This is a genomic window from Streptomyces sp. NPDC047014, from assembly GCF_040644195.1.
Lineage (GTDB): Bacteria > Actinomycetota > Actinomycetes > Streptomycetales > Streptomycetaceae > Streptomyces.
On the sequence record NZ_JBEYVX010000011.1, the window covers coordinates 56,732 to 76,171 of the forward strand.

15 protein-coding genes and 1 tRNA gene are annotated in these 19,440 nt (G+C 68.6%); 2 read left to right on the plus strand and 14 right to left on the minus strand.

Features of this window, described 5'->3' with window-relative positions; all coding sequences use genetic code 11:
- Positions 1-2 precede the first annotated feature (2 nt).
- The 10 genes from ABZ873_RS10120 to ABZ873_RS10165 form a co-directional block, all read right to left on the minus strand.
- Positions 3-3,902, minus strand: a complete 3,900-nt coding sequence (locus ABZ873_RS10120; RefSeq protein ID WP_360868047.1) for a DNA-directed RNA polymerase subunit beta' — start codon at positions 3,900-3,902, stop codon at positions 3-5.
- A gap of 101 nt (positions 3,903-4,003) precedes the next feature.
- Complete coding sequence (gene rpoB, locus ABZ873_RS10125; RefSeq protein ID WP_360868050.1) at positions 4,004-7,486, minus strand: DNA-directed RNA polymerase subunit beta; 3,483 nt, start codon at positions 7,484-7,486, stop codon at positions 4,004-4,006.
- Between the two features lie 566 nt (positions 7,487-8,052).
- On the minus strand, positions 8,053-8,436 hold the full coding sequence (rplL, locus tag ABZ873_RS10130; protein ID WP_360868053.1) for a 50S ribosomal protein L7/L12: 384 nt from the start codon (positions 8,434-8,436) through the stop codon (positions 8,053-8,055).
- A gap of 111 nt (positions 8,437-8,547) precedes the next feature.
- Entirely contained in the window at positions 8,548-9,078 is a 531-nt protein-coding gene (gene rplJ / locus ABZ873_RS10135; protein WP_030653597.1) for a 50S ribosomal protein L10, read from the minus strand.
- Positions 9,079-9,361: 283 nt separating this feature from the next.
- Complete coding sequence (locus ABZ873_RS10140; protein ID WP_360868055.1) at positions 9,362-10,228, minus strand: LppX_LprAFG lipoprotein; 867 nt, start codon at positions 10,226-10,228, stop codon at positions 9,362-9,364.
- A gap of 209 nt (positions 10,229-10,437) precedes the next feature.
- Complete coding sequence (gene rplA / locus ABZ873_RS10145) at positions 10,438-11,166, minus strand: 50S ribosomal protein L1 (protein WP_360868058.1); 729 nt, start codon at positions 11,164-11,166, stop codon at positions 10,438-10,440.
- An 89-nt stretch (positions 11,167-11,255) separates the two neighbouring features.
- Complete coding sequence (rplK, locus tag ABZ873_RS10150) at positions 11,256-11,690, minus strand: 50S ribosomal protein L11 (protein WP_030773771.1); 435 nt, start codon at positions 11,688-11,690, stop codon at positions 11,256-11,258.
- Positions 11,691-11,874: 184 nt separating this feature from the next.
- Positions 11,875-12,777: a transcription termination/antitermination protein NusG gene (gene nusG, locus ABZ873_RS10155; RefSeq protein WP_360868061.1), complete on the minus strand. Its 903-nt coding sequence runs from the start codon at positions 12,775-12,777 to the stop codon at positions 11,875-11,877.
- Positions 12,778-12,861: 84 nt separating this feature from the next.
- Positions 12,862-13,143, minus strand: a complete 282-nt coding sequence (gene secE / locus ABZ873_RS10160; protein ID WP_360868063.1) for a preprotein translocase subunit SecE — start codon at positions 13,141-13,143, stop codon at positions 12,862-12,864.
- Positions 13,144-13,249: 106 nt separating this feature from the next.
- Positions 13,250-13,322 (minus strand) — tRNA-Trp (locus ABZ873_RS10165).
- 193 nt (positions 13,323-13,515) lie between these two features.
- Between ABZ873_RS10165 and ABZ873_RS10170 the strand changes: the two genes are divergently transcribed.
- A complete protein-coding gene (locus ABZ873_RS10170) occupies positions 13,516-14,742 on the plus strand; it encodes a pyridoxal phosphate-dependent aminotransferase (RefSeq protein ID WP_360868066.1) in 1,227 nt (408 codons plus the stop codon).
- 201 nt (positions 14,743-14,943) lie between these two features.
- Positions 14,944-15,963 carry an adenosine deaminase gene (locus ABZ873_RS10175; protein WP_360868069.1) on the plus strand — a complete coding sequence of 340 codons (1,020 nt, stop codon included), beginning with the start codon at positions 14,944-14,946 and terminating at the stop codon, positions 15,961-15,963.
- On the opposite strand, the gene ABZ873_RS10180 is transcribed toward ABZ873_RS10175, so the two are convergent.
- The 4 genes from ABZ873_RS10180 to ABZ873_RS10195 are packed head-to-tail and all read right to left on the minus strand — an operon-like array spanning position 15,953 to position 19,437.
- A complete protein-coding gene (locus ABZ873_RS10180) occupies positions 15,953-16,369 on the minus strand; it encodes a hypothetical protein (protein ID WP_360868071.1) in 417 nt (138 codons plus the stop codon). The genes ABZ873_RS10175 and ABZ873_RS10180 overlap by 11 nt on opposite strands.
- A gap of 16 nt (positions 16,370-16,385) precedes the next feature.
- Positions 16,386-17,495: a UDP-N-acetylmuramate dehydrogenase gene (locus ABZ873_RS10185; RefSeq protein WP_360868074.1), complete on the minus strand. Its 1,110-nt coding sequence runs from the start codon at positions 17,493-17,495 to the stop codon at positions 16,386-16,388.
- A gap of 1 nt (position 17,496) precedes the next feature.
- A complete protein-coding gene (locus ABZ873_RS10190; RefSeq protein WP_360868076.1) occupies positions 17,497-17,895 on the minus strand; it encodes a DUF3291 domain-containing protein in 399 nt (132 codons plus the stop codon).
- 24 nt (positions 17,896-17,919) lie between these two features.
- Entirely contained in the window at positions 17,920-19,437 is a 1,518-nt protein-coding gene (locus ABZ873_RS10195; protein WP_360868079.1) for a DHA2 family efflux MFS transporter permease subunit, read from the minus strand.
- Between the last annotated feature and the right edge of the window lie 3 nt (positions 19,438-19,440).

Consider the following 19,440-nt stretch of genomic DNA (forward strand, 5'->3'; position numbering starts at 1 on the left):
ACTCAGCCGTTGTACGGGCCGTAGTCGTAGTCCTCCAGCGGGACCGCCTGGCCCGAGCCGGTGCCGAAGGGCGAGTAGTCGATGTCGTCGTAGCCGACGGCCGAGTACATCGCGGCCTTCGCCTCCTCGGTGGGCTCCACCCGGATGTTGCGGTAGCGGGCGAGGCCCGTACCGGCCGGGATGAGCTTACCGATGATGACGTTCTCCTTGAGGCCGATGAGGCTGTCGGACTTGGCGTTGATCGCCGCATCCGTCAGGACTCGGGTCGTCTCCTGGAAGGAGGCGGCCGACAGCCAGGATTCCGTCGCCAGCGAAGCCTTGGTGATACCCATCAGCTGCGGACGGCCGGAGGCGGGGTGACCGCCCTCGGTGACCACACGACGGTTCTCCGTCTCGAACTTCGACCGCTCGACCAGCTCGCCCGGCAGGAGCTCCGCGTCGCCGGACTCGATGATCGTCACGCGGCGCAGCATCTGCCGGATGATGATCTCGATGTGCTTGTCGTGGATCGACACGCCCTGCGAGTTGTAGACCTTCTGGACCTCGCCGACCAGGTGGACCTGGACGGCACGCTGGCCGAGGATGCGCAGCACGTCGTGCGGGTTGGTGGCACCCATGGTGAGCTTCTGGCCCACCTCGACGTGGTCGCCCTCGTGCACGATGACCTTGGCGCGCTTCGAGATCGGGAACGCCGTCTCGTCGCTGCCGTCGTCGGGCGTGATGACGATCTTCTTCGTCTTCTCGGTCTCCTCGATCCGCACGCGGCCGGCGGCCTCGGAGATCGGGGCGACACCCTTCGGGGTACGGGCCTCGAAGAGCTCGACGACACGCGGCAGACCCTGCGTGATGTCGTCACCGGCCACACCACCGGTGTGGAAGGTACGCATCGTCAGCTGGGTACCGGGCTCACCGATGGACTGGGCGGCGATGATGCCGACCGCCTCACCGATGTCGACCAGCTTGCCGGTGGCGAGCGAGCGTCCGTAGCAGAAGGCACAGGTGCCGACCGCGGACTCACAGGTCAGGACCGAGCGGGTCTTGACCTCCTCGACGCCGTTGGCGACCAGGGCGTCGATGAGCACGTCACCGAGGTCGACGTTGGCCGGCGCGATGACCTTGCCGTCGATGACGACGTCCTCGGCCAGCATGCGGGCGTAGACCGAGGTCTCGACGTCGTCGGCCTTGCGCAGCACGCCGTCCTCGCCGCGGACGGCGATCTTCAGCTTGAGGCCGCGCTCGGTGCCGCAGTCCTCCTCGCGGATGATCACGTCCTGCGAGACGTCCACCAGACGACGGGTCAGGTAACCCGAGTCGGCGGTACGCAGGGCGGTGTCCGCCAGACCCTTACGGGCACCGTGCGTGGAGATGAAGTACTCCAGAACGGTGAGGCCCTCACGGAAGGACGCCTTGATGGGACGCGGGATGGTCTCGTTCTTCGCGTTCGACACCAGACCACGCATACCGGCGATCTGCCGCATCTGCATCATGTTTCCTCGGGCACCCGAGTCAACCATCATGAAGATGGGGTTCGTCTTGGGGAAGTTCGCGTTCATCGCCTCGGCGACCTCGTTGGTCGCCTTGGTCCAGATGTTGATGAGCTCCTGCGTGCGCTCGTCCTTGGTGATCAGACCGCGCTCGTACTGCTTCTGGACCTTCTCGTCCTGGGCCTCGTAGCCCGCGACGATCTCCTTCTTCGCCTCGGGAACGACGACGTCGGAGATGGCGACGGTGACACCGGAACGGGTCGCCCAGTGGAAGCCGGCCGCCTTCAGGTTGTCGAGCGTCGCCGCCACGATGACCTTGGGGTAGCGCTCCGCCAGGTCGTTGACGATCTCGGAGAGCTGCTTCTTGCCCACCGAGTAGTCGACGAACGGGTAGTCCTCGGGCAGCAGCTCGTTGAAGAGCGCGCGGCCCAGGGTCGTCTTGAGACGGAAGCTGTCGCCCGGCTGGAACTCCTGCTCGCCCTCCTCGGCCACCGGCGCCACCCAGCCGCGCGGCGGGATGGTGCCCACCGGGAAGCGGATGTCGACGGACGACTGCAGCGCGAGCTCACCGGCGTCGAACGCCATGATCGCCTCGGCGGTGGAGCCGAACGCCCGGCCCTCGCCCTTGACGTCACGGAGCTCACCGTCGGTGGTCAGGAAGAACAGACCCAGGACCATGTCCTGCGTCGGCATCGTGACCGGACGGCCGTCGGCCGGCTTGAGGATGTTGTTCGAGGACAGCATCAGGATGCGGGCCTCGGCCTGCGCCTCCGCGGAGAGCGGCAGGTGGACGGCCATCTGGTCACCGTCGAAGTCCGCGTTGAACGCGGTGCAGACGAGCGGGTGGATCTGGATGGCCTTGCCCTCGACGAGCTGCGGCTCGAACGCCTGGATGCCGAGACGGTGCAGCGTGGGCGCACGGTTCAGCAGCACCGGGTGCTCGGCGATGACCTCTTCGAGCACGTCGTACACGACCGTGCGGCCGCGCTCGACCATGCGCTTCGCCGACTTGATGTTCTGCGCGTGGTTCAGGTCGACCAGGCGCTTCATCACGAACGGCTTGAAGAGCTCCAGCGCCATCGCCTTCGGCAGACCGCACTGGTGCAGCTTGAGCTGCGGACCGACGACGATCACGGAACGCGCGGAGTAGTCCACGCGCTTGCCGAGGAGGTTCTGGCGGAAGCGGCCCTGCTTGCCCTTCAGCATGTCGCTGAGGGACTTGAGCGGGCGGTTGCCGGGACCGGTGACCGGGCGACCACGACGACCGTTGTCGAAGAGGGCGTCCACGGCCTCCTGGAGCATGCGCTTCTCGTTGTTCACGATGATCTCGGGGGCACCGAGGTCGAGAAGGCGCTTCAGGCGGTTGTTGCGGTTGATCACACGGCGGTACAGGTCGTTCAGGTCGGAGGTCGCGAAGCGGCCACCGTCCAGCTGCACCATCGGACGGAGGTCCGGCGGGATGACCGGGACGCAGTCCAGGACCATGCCCTTGGGCTTGTTGCTGGTCTGCAGGAACGCGGAGACGACCTTGAGGCGCTTGAGCGCACGGGTCTTCTTCTGGCCCTTGCCGGTCCGGATGATCTCGCGGAGGCGCTCGGCCTCCTCCTCCAGGTCGAAGGACTCCAGGCGCTTCTGCAGCGCGGCGGCGCCCATGCAGCCGTCGAAGTACGTGCCGAAGCGGTCACGCAGCTCGCGGTAGAGCAGCTCGTCGCCCTCCAGGTCCTGGACCTTGAGGTTCTTGAAGCGGGCCCACACCTCGTCGAGGCGGTCGATCTCGCGCTGGGCGCGGTCGCGGAGCTGCTTCATCTCGCGCTCGGCACCCTCGCGCACCTTGCGGCGTACGTCGGCCTTCGCGCCCTCGGCCTCCAGCTCGGCCAGGTCGGACTCGAGCTTCTTGGCCCGGCCTTCCAGGTCGGCGTCGCGGCGGTTCTCGATCTGCTGGCGCTCGACGGAGACGTGGGCCTCCAGCGACGGCAGGTCGCGCTGGCGGCGCTCGTCGTCGACGAACGTGATCATGTAAGCGGCGAAGTAGATGACCTTCTCGAGGTCCTTCGGCGCGAGGTCCAGCAGGTAGCCCAGGCGCGACGGGACGCCCTTGAAGTACCAGATGTGGGTAACGGGAGCGGCAAGCTCGATGTGGCCCATGCGCTCACGGCGCACCTTGGCGCGCGTGACCTCGACGCCACAGCGCTCACAGATGATGCCCTTGAAGCGGACACGCTTGTACTTGCCGCAGTAGCACTCCCAGTCCCGGGTCGGACCGAAGATCTTCTCGCAGAAGAGTCCGTCCTTCTCGGGCTTGAGGGTGCGGTAGTTGATGGTCTCCGGCTTCTTTACCTCGCCGTGCGACCAGGTTCGGATGTCGTCCGCGGTGGCAAGGCCGATCCGCAGCTCGTCGAAGAAGTTGACGTCGAGCACTGTGCGTCAATCCCTCTTTCGGGGTCGTGTCTCTTGATCAGTGGTCTGAACGGTCCCGGGGATGACGGGGGGCTCCGGGTGGGAGCCCCCCGTCAGGCCCGTCAGACCTCTTCGACGCTGCTCGGCTCGCGCCGGGACAGGTCGATACCGAGCTCCTCCGCCGCGCGGAAGACGTCCTCGTCGGTGTCGCGCATCTCGATGGACATGCCGTCCGAGGACAGCACCTCCACGTTGAGGCAGAGCGACTGCATTTCCTTGATGAGCACCTTGAAGGACTCGGGAATGCCCGGCTCGGGGATGTTCTCGCCCTTGACGATGGCCTCGTAGACCTTCACGCGGCCGGTGACGTCGTCGGACTTGATGGTCAGCAGCTCCTGGAGGGCGTAGGCGGCGCCGTACGCCTCGAGCGCCCACACCTCCATCTCGCCGAATCGCTGGCCACCGAACTGTGCCTTACCACCCAGCGGCTGCTGCGTGATCATCGAGTACGGACCGGTCGAACGGGCGTGGAGCTTGTCGTCGACCAGGTGGTGGAGCTTGAGGATGTACATGTACCCGATCGAGATCGGGTCCGGGAACGGCTCACCGGAGCGGCCGTCGAACAGGCGCGCCTTGCCGGACGGGAGGACCAGGCGGTCGCCGTCGCGGTTCGGGATGGTGTGCTCGAAGAGGCCGGCGAGCTCGTCCTCGCGGGCGCCGTCGAACACGGGGGTGGCGACGTTGGTGCCGGGCTCGACGCGGTCGGCGCCGATGGCCTTCAGTCGCTCGGCCCACTCCTCACCCAGACCGGAGACGTCCCAGCCGCGGCTGGCGAGCCAGCCGAGGTGGATCTCCAGGACCTGTCCCGGGTTCATTCGGGACGGGACACCCAGCGGGTTCAGGATGATGTCGACCGGGGTGCCGTCCTCCAGGAACGGCATGTCCTCGATCGGGAGGATCTTGGAGATGACGCCCTTGTTGCCGTGACGGCCGGCGAGCTTGTCACCGTCGGTGATCTTGCGCTTCTGGGCGACGTAGACGCGGACCAGCTGGTTCACGCCCGGGGGAAGCTCGTCGCCCTCCTCGCGGTCGAAGACGCGGACACCGATGACCTTGCCGATCTCACCGTGAGGGACCTTGAGCGAGGTGTCGCGCACCTCGCGGGCCTTCTCACCGAAGATCGCGCGGAGCAGGCGCTCCTCCGGGGTCAGCTCGGTCTCACCCTTGGGCGTGACCTTGCCGACCAGGATGTCACCGGCGACGACGTCCGCACCGATGCGGATGATGCCGCGCTCGTCGAGGTCCGCCAGGACCTCCTCGGAGACGTTCGGGATGTCCCGGGTGATCTCCTCGGGGCCCAGCTTGGTGTCACGGGCGTCGACCTCGTGCTCCTCGATGTGGATCGAGGAGAGGACGTCGTCCTGCACGAGGCGCTGCGACAGGATGATCGCGTCCTCGTAGTTGTGGCCTTCCCACGGCATGAACGCGACGAGCAGGTTCTTGCCGAGGGCCATCTCGCCCTCTTCGGTCGCCGGTCCGTCGGCGAGGACCTGGGACTCGACGATCCGGTCACCCTCGTTGACGATGACCTTCTGGTTGACCGAGGTGCCCTGGTTCGACCGGGAGAACTTCGCGACGCGGTACGTGGTGTACGTGCCATCGTCGTTGGCGACGGTGATGTAGTCGGCCGAGACCTCCTGGACCACACCGTCCTTCTCCGCGCGGATCGAGTCACCGGCGTCGACCGCACAGCGGTACTCCATGCCGGTGCCGACGAGCGGGGCCTCCGCCTTGATGAGCGGAACGGCCTGGCGCATCATGTTCGCGCCCATGAGGGCGCGGTTGGCGTCGTCGTGCTCCAGGAAGGGGATCATCGCGGTCGCGACGGACACCATCTGGCGCGGGGAGACGTCCATGTAGTCGACGTCGTCGCCGGCGATGTAGTCGATCTCGCCGCCACGACGGCGGACCAGCACGCGGTTCTCGGTGAAGCGCATGTCCTCGGACAGGGCGGCGTTCGCCTGCGCGATGACGAAGCGGTCTTCCTCGTCGGCCGTCAGGTAGTCGACGTCGTCGGTGACGACACCGTCGATGACCTTGCGGTACGGGGTCTCCACGAAGCCGAACGCGTTGACGCGGCCGTAGGAGGCGAGCGAGCCGATCAGACCGATGTTCGGGCCTTCGGGGGTCTCGATCGGGCACATGCGGCCGTAGTGCGAGGGGTGCACGTCACGGACCTCGAAGCCGGCCCGCTCACGGGACAGACCACCGGGACCCAGCGCCGAGAGACGACGCTTGTGCGTCAGACCCGACAGCGGGTTGTTCTGGTCCATGAACTGCGACAGCTGGCTGGTGCCGAAGAACTCCTTGATGGAGGCGACGACCGGCCGGATGTTGATCAGGGTCTGCGGCGTGATCGCCTCGACGTCCTGGGTGGTCATGCGCTCGCGCACGACGCGCTCCATACGCGCCAGACCCGTACGGACCTGGTTCTGGATGAGCTCGCCGACGTTGCGCAGACGACGGTTGCCGAAGTGGTCGATGTCGTCGGTCTCGACCACGATCGAACGGCCGGACTCGCCGATCGTCTCGGTCTCGCCGGCGTGCAGCTTGACCAGGTACTTGATCGTGGCGATGACGTCGTCGGTGGTGAGCACACCGGCGTCGAGCGGCTCGTCGGCGCCGAGCTTCTTGTTCACCTTGTAGCGGCCGACCTTCGCGAGGTCGTAGCGCTTCGGGTTGAAGTAGAGGTTCTCGAGCAGCGTCTGAGCGGCCTCACGGGTCGGCGGCTCGCCCGGGCGCAGCTTGCGGTAGATGTCGAGCAGCGCGTCGTCCTGACCCTGGGTGTGGTCCTTCTCCAGGGTGGCGCGCATGGACTCGTACTCGCCGAACTCCTCCAGGATCTGCTCGGTGGTCCAGCCGAGAGCCTTGAGGAGGACGGTGACGGACTGCTTGCGCTTGCGGTCGATGCGGACGCCGACCATGTCGCGCTTGTCGATCTCCATCTCCAGCCAGGCACCCCGGGAAGGGATGATCTTGGCGGAGAAGATGTCCTTGTCGGACGTCTTGTCGATGGAGGAGTCGAAGTAGACACCGGGGGAACGGACGAGCTGCGACACCACGACACGCTCGGTGCCGTTGATGACGAAGGTGCCCTTGTTGGTCATGAGCGGGAAGTCGCCCATGAAGACCGTCTGAGACTTGATCTCACCGGTCTCGTTGTTCGTGAACTCGGCCGTGACGAACAGCGGAGCCGCGTACGTGAAGTCGCGCTCCTTGCACTCGTCGACGGAGTTCTTCGCCGGCTCGAAACGGTGGTCGCGGAAGGTCAGCGACATCGACCCGGAGAAGTCCTCGATCGGCGAGATCTCCTCGAAGATCTCTTCCAGACCGGACTTGGTGGGGACGTCCTGTCCACTCTCGAGCGCCGACTCGACGCGAGACTTCCAGGCGGCGTTGCCGAGCAGCCAGTCAAAGCTCTCGGTCTGCAGCGCCAGGAGGTTCGGAACCTCGAGGGGCTCCTTGATCTTTGCAAAGGAGATGCGCAGCGGGGCGGTGCTGGCACCGTTGTTCGTATTGGTCGAGGCGTTGCGCGAGGCGGCCAAGAGGGGGTCCTTCCGAGGGCTCGGACTCACTACGCGCGTACCGGTCCCAGCAGACACAGAAGACAGGGCCCCCCGAATCCGGTCAAAACACCAGGTCAGGGCGGATCAATCAAGTGTGCTCAAGCGTGGGCATGTCCCTGGCGACGGGCAGGGGACAGCTAACAGGCAGCGCAAAGGGTCAGTGTAGCCACTTGGCTCACTGATGTCCAGACCAGGTTTCCGGAAACCGGCAACAGGCCCTTCCCCATGTCGATCAACCCTGCGTCAACCCCGCGGCTCCCATGTACAGAGCGCGTATCAGTACTGCCCTCTTCGTAGTCGTTCCATGCCTCGGATCTCGGATCGAGGTGGCCGACCTCTCGACGGGTCTGAGAATGCTGCGCCGCGTCCCGTTCGTCAAGGCCCCCTGCTCCGAGCGGATCATCTCCGGACCCTGCGTCGGGGCAACGATGATCACCCTACTCCCCAACAGGACCAGGGCAAGTCAGGCATCGCGGGTACGCCGAAGGGCGACCACCCTTACGGGTGATCGCCCTTGGCAGGGGCCTCAGAGGGCCCCTGAGGTGTTACTTGACCTCGACGGCCGCACCGGCGCCCTTGAGGGCCTCGGCGGCCTTCTCGGCGGCGTCCTTGGCGACCTTCTCGAGGACCGGCTTCGGGGCGCCGTCCACGAGGTCCTTGGCCTCCTTCAGACCCAGGGAGGTCAGCTCACGCACGACCTTGATGACCTGGATCTTCTTGTCGCCGGCACCGGTGAGGATGACGTCGAACTCGTCCTTCTCCTCCTCGGCCTCGGCAACGGCACCCGGGCCGGCCGGACCGGCAACGGCGACGGCCGCGGCGGCGGTGACGTCGAACTTGTCCTCGAACGCCTTCACGAACTCGGAGAGCTCGATGAGGGTCATCTCCTCGAACTGGGCGAGGAGGTCGTCCTGAGAGAGCTTCGCCATGATGGGCGATCCTTCCACTAATTCGGCAGGTGCCGATATGTCTTTAGAGGCGGGCGTAACGGCCCGCTACGACCCGCGCACTAGGCGGCGCGGATCAGTGCGCGAGCCGAATTACTCGGCACCGCCCTGCTCGGCGAGCTTGACGCGAAGCGCTTCCGCGGTGCGGACGAACTTCGACGGCAGCGCCTGGAAGAGCGAGGCAGCCTGGGACTGCTTGCCCTTGAACGCGCCGGCCAGCTTGCTGAGCAGAACCTCGCGGGACTCGAGGTCCGCAAGCTTCTTGATGTCATCGGCGGAGAGCGCCTTACCATCAAGGACACCCGCCTTGATGATCAGGTTGGGGTTGTCCTTGGCGAAGTCACGCAGGCTCTTCGCCGACTCCACCGGGTCACCGGTGATGAAGGCGACCGCGGTCGGACCAGCGAAGTGCTCGTCCAGCGCGGTGATCCCGGCCTGGTTGGCCGCAATCTTGGTCAGCGTGTTCTTCACCACGGCGTACTGGGCGTTCTCACCGAGGGAGCGACGCAGCGTCTTGAGCTGCGCGACGGTGAGACCCCGGTACTCGGTCAGCACGGCGGCGTTGGAGCTCTGGAACGCGTCCTTGAGCTCGGCCACCGATGCAGCCTTGTTGGGCGTCGGCATGGTGCGTTCGCCTCCTTCCGGGTGATGAGGACCGCTCAGAAGGGGCTGACATACAAAACGCCCCGGCGCAGGCGCCAGGGCGTAGCTCGACCGGAATGTCTTCCGGGAACTCTTCCACAGTCACCTGCGCGGGTCGTCCGCAATCAACGGATCCTTCGGCCACCACGCCCTGACGGGCACAGCAACGACCAGCGGTCTTTGGCTTCTGCAGAAGAGTACGTGAACGGCTCCACCCGAGGCAAATCGCCCCTGGAGCCCTCTCCGGCCGGGCCGGCGGCGGGGGTCAGGCGGAGCCCCCGCCCTCTTCCTTCATCATCTCGGCCAGGTCGATGACCTGCTCCGCCGGCGGCGCGGCGACCTCGACGGGCTTGTTGATGTCCAGGAACTTCACGGTGACGTCCATCGGGCCGGACGTGCCGGCGCCCCGAGTGCGGACCTGCTTGGGCTGGTCGTTCTCGTCGATCCAGATGTCCATGGTCAGGGACTTGATGCCCTGCGCCTCCAGCGCCGCGAGGTTCTTGCCCTGGCGCTCCTTGGCCTCCGGGCTGGAGGCGGCGGCGTTGCGCGACCGCAGCTCGTCGACCGAGACGGTGCCCGTCAGGTGCGTGGTCTTCTGCCCGTCGACGGTTTCCTCGCCGACCTTCGTGAGGTCCTTGGCGCTGCCCAGGCTGTCGGCCGTGTCGGCCGGGTTCTGGCCCTGCTGGGCCGCCCCGAGCGAGTCCAGCTGCTTGGCCTGGTCCGGGGCGAGGGCCTTGAGGTCGAACTTGAGCCACTTGCTCTGGGCGCCCAGGTACATGGTGCTGTCGAGCAGGCGGATCTCGACCTTCTCGCCCGGCTTCTCGGGCGAGTCCATCCGCATCGACATGGCCACGGTCGGCTTCATCCGCACAGCGGCCTCGCCGGTGACCTTCTGGCCCGCGACGTCGCCGACGATGCTGTACCGGAGGGAGCTGATCTCCTCGGACTTCTTCTTCGTCTTCTCCAGGTACGCGGCGGGCGTCACCTCCGCCGGCTTCTCCGCGGCCTTGGCCGGCGCCGGCGCCCCCTTGTCCTTCTTCGCGTCGTCCCCGCTCTGGCAGGCCGTGGCCCCGACCGCGAGCAGGAGAGCCGCCAGGACGGCCGAGACGGTCTTCTTGCGGTACGCGTTCATGTGTTCCCACCCCGTGTCCGGTCAGCGCCCGGTCCGCGGCGGTTCCGCGCGTGACGCTGCCCCTGTCGACTGTACGACCCGTCACCGACAGCTGACGCACAGGGTTCGCACAGGGTTCGCACAGAGGGGCGCAGGAGACGGAAAACGGGCCCCTCGCCGCCCTTGGAGGGGGCGAGGGGCCCGTTCAGCCACTCGGTGAGCCGTCAGGCTCAGACAGCAGCCGGGTCTTCCTCGACGAGGAGGTTCCGGGTGCGGTTCGGGTCCAGCTGGATGCCGGGGCCCATGGTGGTGCTGAGGGCGGCCTTCTTCAGGTAGCGGCCCTTCGCGGCGGACGGCTTGAGACGCAGGATCTCGTCCAGGGCCGCGCCGTAGTTCTCGACGAGCTGCTCATCGGAGAAGGAGACCTTGCCGATGATGAAGTGCAGGTTCGAGTGCTTGTCGACGCGGAACTCGATCTTGCCACCCTTGATCTCGGTGACAGCCTTCGCGACGTCCATCGTGACGGTGCCGGTCTTCGGGTTCGGCATGAGGCCACGGGGACCGAGCACGCGGCCGAGGCGGCCGACCTTGCCCATGAGGTCCGGGGTGGCGACCACGGCGTCGAACTCGTTCAGGCGGTTGCCCTTGGCGATCTCGTTGATCAGCTCGTCATCGCCGACGATGTCGGCGCCGGCGGCTTCCGCGGCCGCAGCACGGTCACCGGTCGCGAAGACCAGGACCCGGGCGGTCTTGCCGGTGCCGTGCGGGAGGTTCACGGTGCCGCGGACCATCTGGTCGGCCTTGCGCGGGTCGACACCCAGGCGGAAGGCGACCTCGACGGTGCTGTCGAACTTGGTCGAGGTGATCTCCTTGGCGAGACGGACGGCCTCGAGCGGGGCGTACTGCTTCTCCCGGTCGATCTTGGCGTCCGCAGCGCGGAGAGTCTTGCTGCGCTTCACTTCAGCTCCTGTATTTCGGATTCAGGCATGGAGTCGTGGTGCGGGCCAGCGCTTGGCCCTACCACTGGTGGTGCAGGGGGGTGGCTGGATCAGCCCTCGACCGTGACGCCCATCGAACGCGCGGTGCCGGAAATGATCTTCACGGCGGCGTCGATGTCGTTGGCGTTCAGGTCGGGCATCTTCAGCTCGGCGATCTCGCGGACCTGAGCGGCCGTCAGCTTGGCGACCTTGGTCTTGTGGGGCTCGCCGGAGCCCTTCTCGATGCCCGCGTGCTTCAGGATGAGGCGCGCAGCCGGCGGCGTCTTGGTGATGAAGGTGAAGGTGCGGTCCTCGTAGACCGTGATCTCCACCGGCACGACCATGCCACGCTGCGACTCGGTCGCGGCGTTGTACGCCTTGCAGAACTCCATGATGTTGACGCCGTGCTGACCGAGCGCGGGGCCGACCGGCGGAGCCGGGTTGGCCGCACCGGCCTTGATCTGGAGCTTGATAAGCCCCGTGACCTTCTTCTTCTTGGGAGGCATTGCTCTCTCCGGGTCCTAGTGAGAGTTTTCAGCCACCGATCCGGTCATCCGGATGGAGGCATACCGCACCACGATAACGGGTATCGGTGCGGGGCTAAAAACCGAGCAGGTCAGACCGCCCGCGAGGGGTGGTCTGACCTGTCCGGAAGCTGTGGCTCAGAAGCCGTGGCCCACGAGGAGTGGATCAGTTCTTCTGGATCTGGTCGAAGCTGAGCTCGACCGGGGTCTCGCGACCGAAGATCTCGACGAGGCCCTTGACCTTCTTCGAGTCGGGGTTGATCTCGTTGATGGTCGCCTGGAGCGTCGCGAACGGGCCGTCGGTGACGGTGACCGAGTCGCCGACCTCGAAGTCCAGGACCTCGATCGCGCGCTTGACGGCGGGCGCGGGCAGACCGGCCTCTTCCGCGGCGGCCTTGGCGGCCTTCTCCTGCGCCTCGGGGGCGAGCATCTTGACGATCTCGTCGAGGGTCAGCGGGTACGGGTCGTAGGCGTTGCCGACGAAGCCGGTGACACCGGGGGTGTTGCGGACGACGCCCCAGGACTCGTTCGTCAGATCCATGCGGACGAGAACGTAGCCGGGCAGCTTGTTCTGCCGGACGTTCTTGCGCTCGCCGTTCTTGATCTGGACGATCTCTTCCTCGGGCACCTCGGCCTGGTAGATGAACTCCTCGACGTTCAGCGAGACGGCACGCTGTTCGAGGTTCGCCTTCACCCTCTTCTCGTAGCCGGCGTAGGTGTGGATCACGTACCACTCGCCGGGGAGCAGGCGGAGCTCCTCGCGCAGGGCCTGGATCGGGTCGACGGGCTCGGCGGGCTCGGCCTCTTCGGCCTCGTCGTCGGCCGCGGCCTCATCGGCCTCGTCCGCGATCTCGACGTCGGCCGCGGTCTCTTCGAGCTCCTCGGGCGCGGCGTCTGCCTCGTCCTCGTCCTCGACGTGCAGCGCGGCCTCCTCGGCAGCGACATCCGCCTCGGCCTCGGCGAGCTCGGCCTCGTCGGGGTCCACAGCGTCCGCCGCCTCGACGATGTCGAGCTCGTCCTCGACGGACTCGACGGAGTCGTGGCTCACGTTCAGGTTCGGGTCAGACACGGTGGCTGCTTCTTCCTGGATACAAAAGGTGGTGGAACATGCGAAAACGGGCGGCACCCATCAAGGCGCCGCCCTCCGCGGGGATCAGCCGAAGACGAACTTGATGGCTTCCTGGAACCCATAGTCAATCACGGTCACCAGAGCGATCATGATGACCACGAAGACAATCACCACGGTGGTGTACGTCGTGAGCTGCTTGCGAGTGGGCCAGACAACCTTGCGGAGTTCCGCGACGATCTGGCGGTAGAACAGCGCGAGCCGGCCCAGAGGGCCCTTCTTGCCGCGCTTGCCGCCCTTGCGGGCCTTCTTCTCGCGCGTCTCGTCCTCGGCGTCAGGCATGTCGATGGAGCCCAGGGCGTCCGTCACGTCTCTCACCTGAATCCGGGTCGTGGCCGTACCGCGCCCGGTTGCGCCGCACGGCGTTGCATCAAAGTACGTACCTGCGCACACACGTCCGAGAAGGAGTGTGGAGCAGGGCCGGAGGGACTCGAACCCCCAACCGCTGGTTTTGGAGACCAGTGCTCTACCAATTGAGCTACGACCCTTTGTGTCCCCCAACCTACCGCATCCGGGCGAGTGCACGGAGTGCTCACGCTCTGCGCCGGTCGGCGAGGTCCAACGACAGGTGAGTGTACGTGAACCCGGCCCTGACGTCGAACAGCATCCCTCCGGGGCGGCTCCGGTCCGTTCCCTGAAACGGTGTGCGGGGCTTCTTCGAGGTCTGGGACGATTGCCCGTATGACCTCTGCAACGCCTTCCTCCGAGCGCCGCGTGTCCGCCCGTATCGGCGCCATCTCCGAGTCCGCCACCCTCGCCGTGGACGCCAAGGCCAAGGCCCTCAAGGCCGCCGGGCGTCCGGTGATCGGCTTCGGCGCCGGCGAGCCCGACTTCCCGACCCCGGACTACATCGTCGAGGCCGCGGTCGAAGCCTGCCGCAACCCGAAGTACCACCGCTACACGCCCGCCGGCGGCCTGCCCGAGCTCAAGTCCGCCATCGCCGCCAAGACGCTGCGCGACTCCGGCTACGAGATCGACGCCTCGCAGGTCCTGGTGACCAACGGCGGCAAGCAGGCGATCTACGAGGCGTTCGCGGCCGTCCTGGACCAGGGTGACGAGGTCATCGTCCCGGCCCCGTACTGGACCACGTACCCCGAGTCCATCCGTCTCGCGGGCGGTGTCCCCGTCGAGGTCGTCGCCGACGAGACCACCGGCTACCGGGTCTCCGTCGAGCAGCTGGAGGCCGCGCGCACCGAGCGCACCAAGGTCGTCCTGTTCGTCTCCCCCTCCAACCCGACCGGCGCGGTCTACAGCGAGGACGACGCCCGCGCGATCGGCGAGTGGGCGGCCGCGCACGGCCTGTGGGTGCTGACGGACGAGATCTACGAGCACCTGGTCTACGGGGACGCGAAGTTCACCTCCCTGCCCGTGCTGGTCCCGGCCCTGCGCGACAAGTGCATCATCGTGAACGGCGTCGCCAAGACGTACGCGATGACCGGCTGGCGCGTGGGCTGGGTCATCGCCCCGCAGGACGTGATCAAGGCCGCGACGAACCTGCAGTCGCACGCCACCTCCAACGTCTCCAACGTGGCGCAGGTCGCCGCGCTGGCCGCCGTCTCGGGCGACCTGGAGGCCGTCGCGGAGATGCGCAAGGCGTTCGACCGCCGCCGCCAGACCATGGTCCGGATGCTGAACGAGATCGACGGCGTGTTCTGCCCGACCCCCGAGGGCGCGTTCTACGCGTACCCCTCGGTCAAGGACCTGCTCGGCAAGGAGATCCGCGGCAAGCGCCCGCAGACCTCCGTGGAGCTGGCCGCGCTGATCCTGGACGAGGCCGAGGTCGCGGTGGTCCCGGGCGAGGCGTTCGGCACCCCCGGCTACCTGCGCCTCTCGTACGCCCTGGGCGACGAGGACCTGGTGGAGGGCGTGTCCCGCGTCCAGAAGCTCCTGGCCGAGGCCAAGGTCTGACCCCGGCCCCACCCGAGCGGCGCCTTCCCCACGGGGGGAGGCGCCGCTCGCCGTTTCGGCTTCAGCCGCGCCATCCAGCCCCGACGGCGTGCGGGGCGCGGGGCCGGGCGGAGCCCGGGAGGCACCGCTCAGGCGTTCGCGCAAGCCCCCGATCGGTAAAACCCCCTCCCGCCGAGCGCAGCGGTACGGCAGGATCACCGGATGGAGCACGCACGCGATCTCACGCTTCTTCCGAAGGCCCACCTCCACCTGCACTTCACCGGCTCGATGCGACCATCGACCCTGCTGGAGCTGGCCGACAAGTACGGCGTGCGCCTCCCCGACGCCCTCACCGCCGACGAGCCGCCCAAGCTCCGCGCCACCGACGAGCGCGGCTGGTTCCGCTTCCAGCGCCTCTACGACACCGCCCGCTCCTGCCTGCGCGAGCCGGAGGACATCCAGCGCCTGGTGCGCGAGGCCGCGGAGGAGGACGTACGGGACGGCAGCGGCTGGCTGGAGATCCAGGTGGATCCCACCTCCTACGCCCCCCTGCTGGGCGGGATGATCCCGGCGGTCGAGATCATCCTCGACGCGGTGGACGCGGCCTCCCGCGAGACCGGACTCGGCATGCGGGTCCTGATCGCCGCGAACCGCATGAAGCACCCCCTCGACGCCCGCACCCTGGCCCGGCTCGCCGTGCGCTACGCCGACCGCGGCGTCGTCGGCTTCGGGCTCTCCAACGACGAGCGGCGCGGCATGGCCCGCGACTTCGACCGGGCCTTCGCCATCGCCCGCGACGGCGGCCTCCTCGCGGCCCCGCACGGCGGCGAGCTGACCGGCCCCGCCTCGGTCCGGGACTGCCTGGACGATCTGCACGCGTCCCGCATCGGGCACGGCGTACGGGCGGCGGAGGACCCGCGGCTGCTCAAGCGGCTCGCGGACCGGCAGATCACCTGCGAGGTCTGCCCGGCGTCCAACGTCGCCCTCGGGGTGTACCAGCGGCCGGAGGACGTGCCGCTGCGCACGCTGTTCGAGGCCGGGGTGCCGATGGCGCTGGGCGCGGACGACCCGCTGCTGTTCGGGTCCCGGCTGGCGGCCCAGTACGAGATCGCGCGCCGCCACCACGCCTTCACGGACGCGGAGCTCGCGGAGCTGGCCCGCCAGTCGGTGCGCGGCAGCGCGGCGCCGGAGGAGGTGCAGGCCAAGCTGCTGGCGGGGATCGACCACTGGCTCACCGGGTGAGCCGCAGGTCCCCCTCGTAGCAGTCGGCGCGCACCCGGCGGCCGTCGGGGAAGCCGATCTCCAGGTGGGTGCGGCCCTGTTCGGGCAGCGCGAACTCGGCGACGGAGGCGACGGTCTCGCCGAGGTGCCGCAGGAAGGGGTGGTCGCCGAGGTCCTCACCGACCTCGATACGGCCCCACTCCCCCATGTCGTACGGCTTGTGCGGCGCGGCGGACTCGACGATGAGGCACTGGTCGGACCCGGTGGTGATCCGGATGGAGTCGCCGACGCTGTCGATCAGCCATACGTCGAGCGGGGACTCGGAGCGTTCGCCGTCGCTGATGTGCCAGGAGGCGACGACCCTGCTGAGCGTGCGGCCCACGAGCCGGGTGGGGTCCGTACCGGCGCCGTGCAGAGGGCAGAGCATGGGCGGCCGGGGCTCCTCAGATGCTGACGCCGACCGTCACCGGCTCGTTGACGAGGGTGACGCCGAAGGCCGCGTGGACGCCCGCGACGACCTCGCGGGCCAGGGTGAGCAGGTCCTCGGTGGTGGCCTCGCCGCGGTTGGTGAGGGCGAGGGTGTGCTTGGTGGAGATGCGGGCGGGGCCGCTGCCGTAGCCCTTGGTGAAGCCGGCCTTGTCGATCAGCCAGGCCGCGCTGGTCTTCGTACGGCCCTCACCCGCGGGGTAGGCGGGCGGGGCGGCCTCGGCGCCGAGGCGGTCCTGGACGCGGGCGAGGAAGGCGGCGTAGGCGTCGTCCGTCAGGATCGGGTTGTGGAAGAAGGATCCGGCGGACCAGGTGTCGTGGTCGGCGGGGTCGAGGACCATGCCCTTGCCGGCGCGCAGGCGCAGGACGGTCTCGCGGGCCGCGGCGGCGGGGACCCGGTCGCCCGCCCCGACGCCGAGGGCGCGGGCGGTCTCGGGGTACTTGACCGGCGCGGAGAGGCCGCCGGCGTCCTCCAGGGCGAAGCGCACGCGGAGGACGACGTAGCGGTCGGGCTGGTCCTTGAAGGTGCTGTGGCGGTACCGGAAGGCGCAGTCGGCGGCGCTGAGGGTGACCGTCTCGCCGGTGGTGCGGTCGTAGGCGACGACCTCGCTGATGGTGTCGCAGACCTCCTGGCCGTACGCCCCGACGTTCTGGATGGGGGTGGCGCCGGCCGAGCCGGGGATTCCGGCGAGGCATTCGATGCCGGCGAGGCCCGCCTCGACGGTACGGGCGACGGCGTCGCTCCAGTTCTCGCCGGCGGCGAGCTCCAGGCGGGTCCCGTCCAGGTGGAAGCCGGTGGTGGCGATGCGCAGGGCGGTGCCGTCGAAGCCCTGGTCGCCGATGACCAGGTTGCTGCCGCCGCCGATGATCAGGAGGGGCGTGCCGCTCTCGTCCGCGGCGCGGACGGCGGCCACCACCTCGGCGTCGGTGGTGGCGGTGACCAGGCGGGCGGCGGGACCACCGAGACGGAAGGTGGTCAGGGGGGCGAGGGGGGCGTCGTGGAGTTCCTGCACGTGGACAAGAGTACGGTCCGTGCCCCTCGCATCCCGGCGGGGCCACGGCCGCACCTCAGTACGCCGCCCCGCGCTCGGCGAGCCGCCGCTCGGCCTCGTCCCAGCCGATGGGGAGTTCGCTCGCGGGCACGGTCCAGAAGGTGAAGGCGGATTCCTTCGTGTAAGCGGCGGCGGCGCGGGAGCCGGAGCGGTGGGGCTCGGCGCGGGCGAAGCGGTAGAGGGCGTCGCGGTCCTCCCAGGCGGACAGGGTGAGGAAGGTACGGCCGAGGACGCGGGCCCGGAGGGCGGCGCCGTGGGCGCCCGGGGCCGCGCGGACCTGGCGGATGATGCCGGGGGACCTGAGCAGGAACCGGAGGGCTCCGGCGAGGGTGGCGGTCTCGAAGCGGGAGGCCATGACGTACACCTCGGCGCCGGGGTCGGGGCGATGCGGGGTGGACCAGGGGATGTCGGGCATGACGGGCTCTCCTCCGGTGCGGGGTCAGCGGGTCGCGGCGATCTTGTCCACCGGGCCGGCGGGGGCGAGCGGGGCCGCGGCCCGGGCGGTGTCCCTGGCCCGGCGCGGCACCAGCAGGGCCAGCGCGGCGGCGACGGCGACCGCCGCGGCCCCGATCCACAGCGCGGGCACGGTGCCGTCGGTGAACGCCTGCGGGGACTCGTAGCCGCCCTGGGCGGAGAAGACCGAGGCGAGGACGGCCACGCCGAGGGCTCCGCCGACCTCGCGGAGGGCGTTGTTGGTGCCGGAGGCCCGGCCCTGGTCGGCGGGGGCCACGGTGGACATCAGGACGTTGGCGGCGGGCGCGAAGTACAGCGCCATGCCGATCCCGCTGAGGATCAGCGGCGGGAGCTGCGCCGCGTACGAGATCTCGGCGTCCAGGACCGCGGCGAACCAGCCGAGGCCGAGCGCCTGGAAGGCCAGTCCGGCGGCGACGACCGGGCGGCCGCCGATGCGGTCGGACAGGATCCCGGCCAGCGGGGCGATGATCATCGGCATACCGGTCCAGGGCAGCATGCGCAGTCCGGCCTCGGTGGGCGAGTAGCCGGCGACGCCCTGGAAGAACTGGCTGAGCAGGAAGATCGAGCCGAACATGCCGAGGAACATCAGCAGCCCGGCGATGTTGATGCCGAAGAAGCCGCGGTCGCGGAAGAGCCGCATGGGGAGCATGGGGTTCGGGTGGGTGAACCCGTGGCGGACGAAGGCTCCGACGAGCACGCTGCCTGCGATCAGCCCGGTGAGGACGGGGGCGCTGGTCCAGCCCTCGGCGTTGGCGTTGACGAGGGCGTAGACGATCCCGAAGAGGCCGGTGCTGACGAGGACGGTGCCCAGGACGTCGAGGCGGGCGTCCGGCACGGTGGATTCCGCGAGGCGCAGCCGGGCGAGCGGGATCACGGCGAGGCCGATCGGCACGTTCAGCCAGAAGATCCACTGCCAGGAGATGTGCTCGGTGAGGCTGCCGCCGATGAGGGGGCCGCTGGCGACGGCGAGGCCGGTGACGGCGCCGTAGATCCCGAGGGCCAGGCCGCGGCGGGCGGGCGGCACGGCGGCGGTGAGCAGGGTGAGGGTGAGCGGCATCATGACGGCGGCGCCGACGCCCTGCACGGCGCGGGCGGCGATGAGCGCGTCGATACCGGGCGAGAGGGCGGCCGCGGCGGAGGCACCGGTGAAGACGGCGAGGCCCGCTATGAACAGCCGGCGGCGGCCGAAGCGGTCACCGAGGGCGGAGCCGAAGAGGAGCAGGACGGCGAAGGTGAGCGTGTAGGCGTTCACCGTCCACTCCAGGTCCTCCAGCCGGCCGCCGAGGTCCTCGCGGATGGCGGGGAGGGCGGTGGTGACGACGAGGTTGTCGAGGGCGGCCATGAAGCTGGCCACGCCGGTGAGGACGAGGGCCCAGACGGCCGGGCCGCGGAGCCGGGTGTCGGGGTCGGTGCCGGGGTTGGTGCCGGGGTCGGCGCCTGGGTTGGTGCCCGGGCTGGTGTCGGCGCCTTGCGTGTGCTGCATGAT

Coding starts and splice junctions, on each gene's coding strand:
- rplL (WP_360868053.1), bottom strand. CDS start 8,436: ATGGCGAAGCTCTCTCAGGACGACCTCCTCGCCCAGTTCGAGGAGATG.
- rplJ (WP_030653597.1), bottom strand. CDS start 9,078: ATGCCGACGCCCAACAAGGCTGCATCGGTGGCCGAGCTCAAGGACGCG.
- ABZ873_RS10190 (WP_360868076.1), bottom strand. CDS start 17,895: ATGCCCGACATCCCCTGGTCCACCCCGCATCGCCCCGACCCCGGCGCC.
- ABZ873_RS10175 (WP_360868069.1), top strand. CDS start 14,944: ATGGAGCACGCACGCGATCTCACGCTTCTTCCGAAGGCCCACCTCCAC.
- ABZ873_RS10180 (WP_360868071.1), bottom strand. CDS start 16,369: ATGCTCTGCCCTCTGCACGGCGCCGGTACGGACCCCACCCGGCTCGTG.
- ABZ873_RS10140 (WP_360868055.1), bottom strand. CDS start 10,228: ATGAACGCGTACCGCAAGAAGACCGTCTCGGCCGTCCTGGCGGCTCTC.
- rplK (WP_030773771.1), bottom strand. CDS start 11,690: ATGCCTCCCAAGAAGAAGAAGGTCACGGGGCTTATCAAGCTCCAGATC.
- ABZ873_RS10195 (WP_360868079.1), bottom strand. CDS start 19,437: ATGCAGCACACGCAAGGCGCCGACACCAGCCCGGGCACCAACCCAGGC.
- ABZ873_RS10170 (WP_360868066.1), top strand. CDS start 13,516: ATGACCTCTGCAACGCCTTCCTCCGAGCGCCGCGTGTCCGCCCGTATC.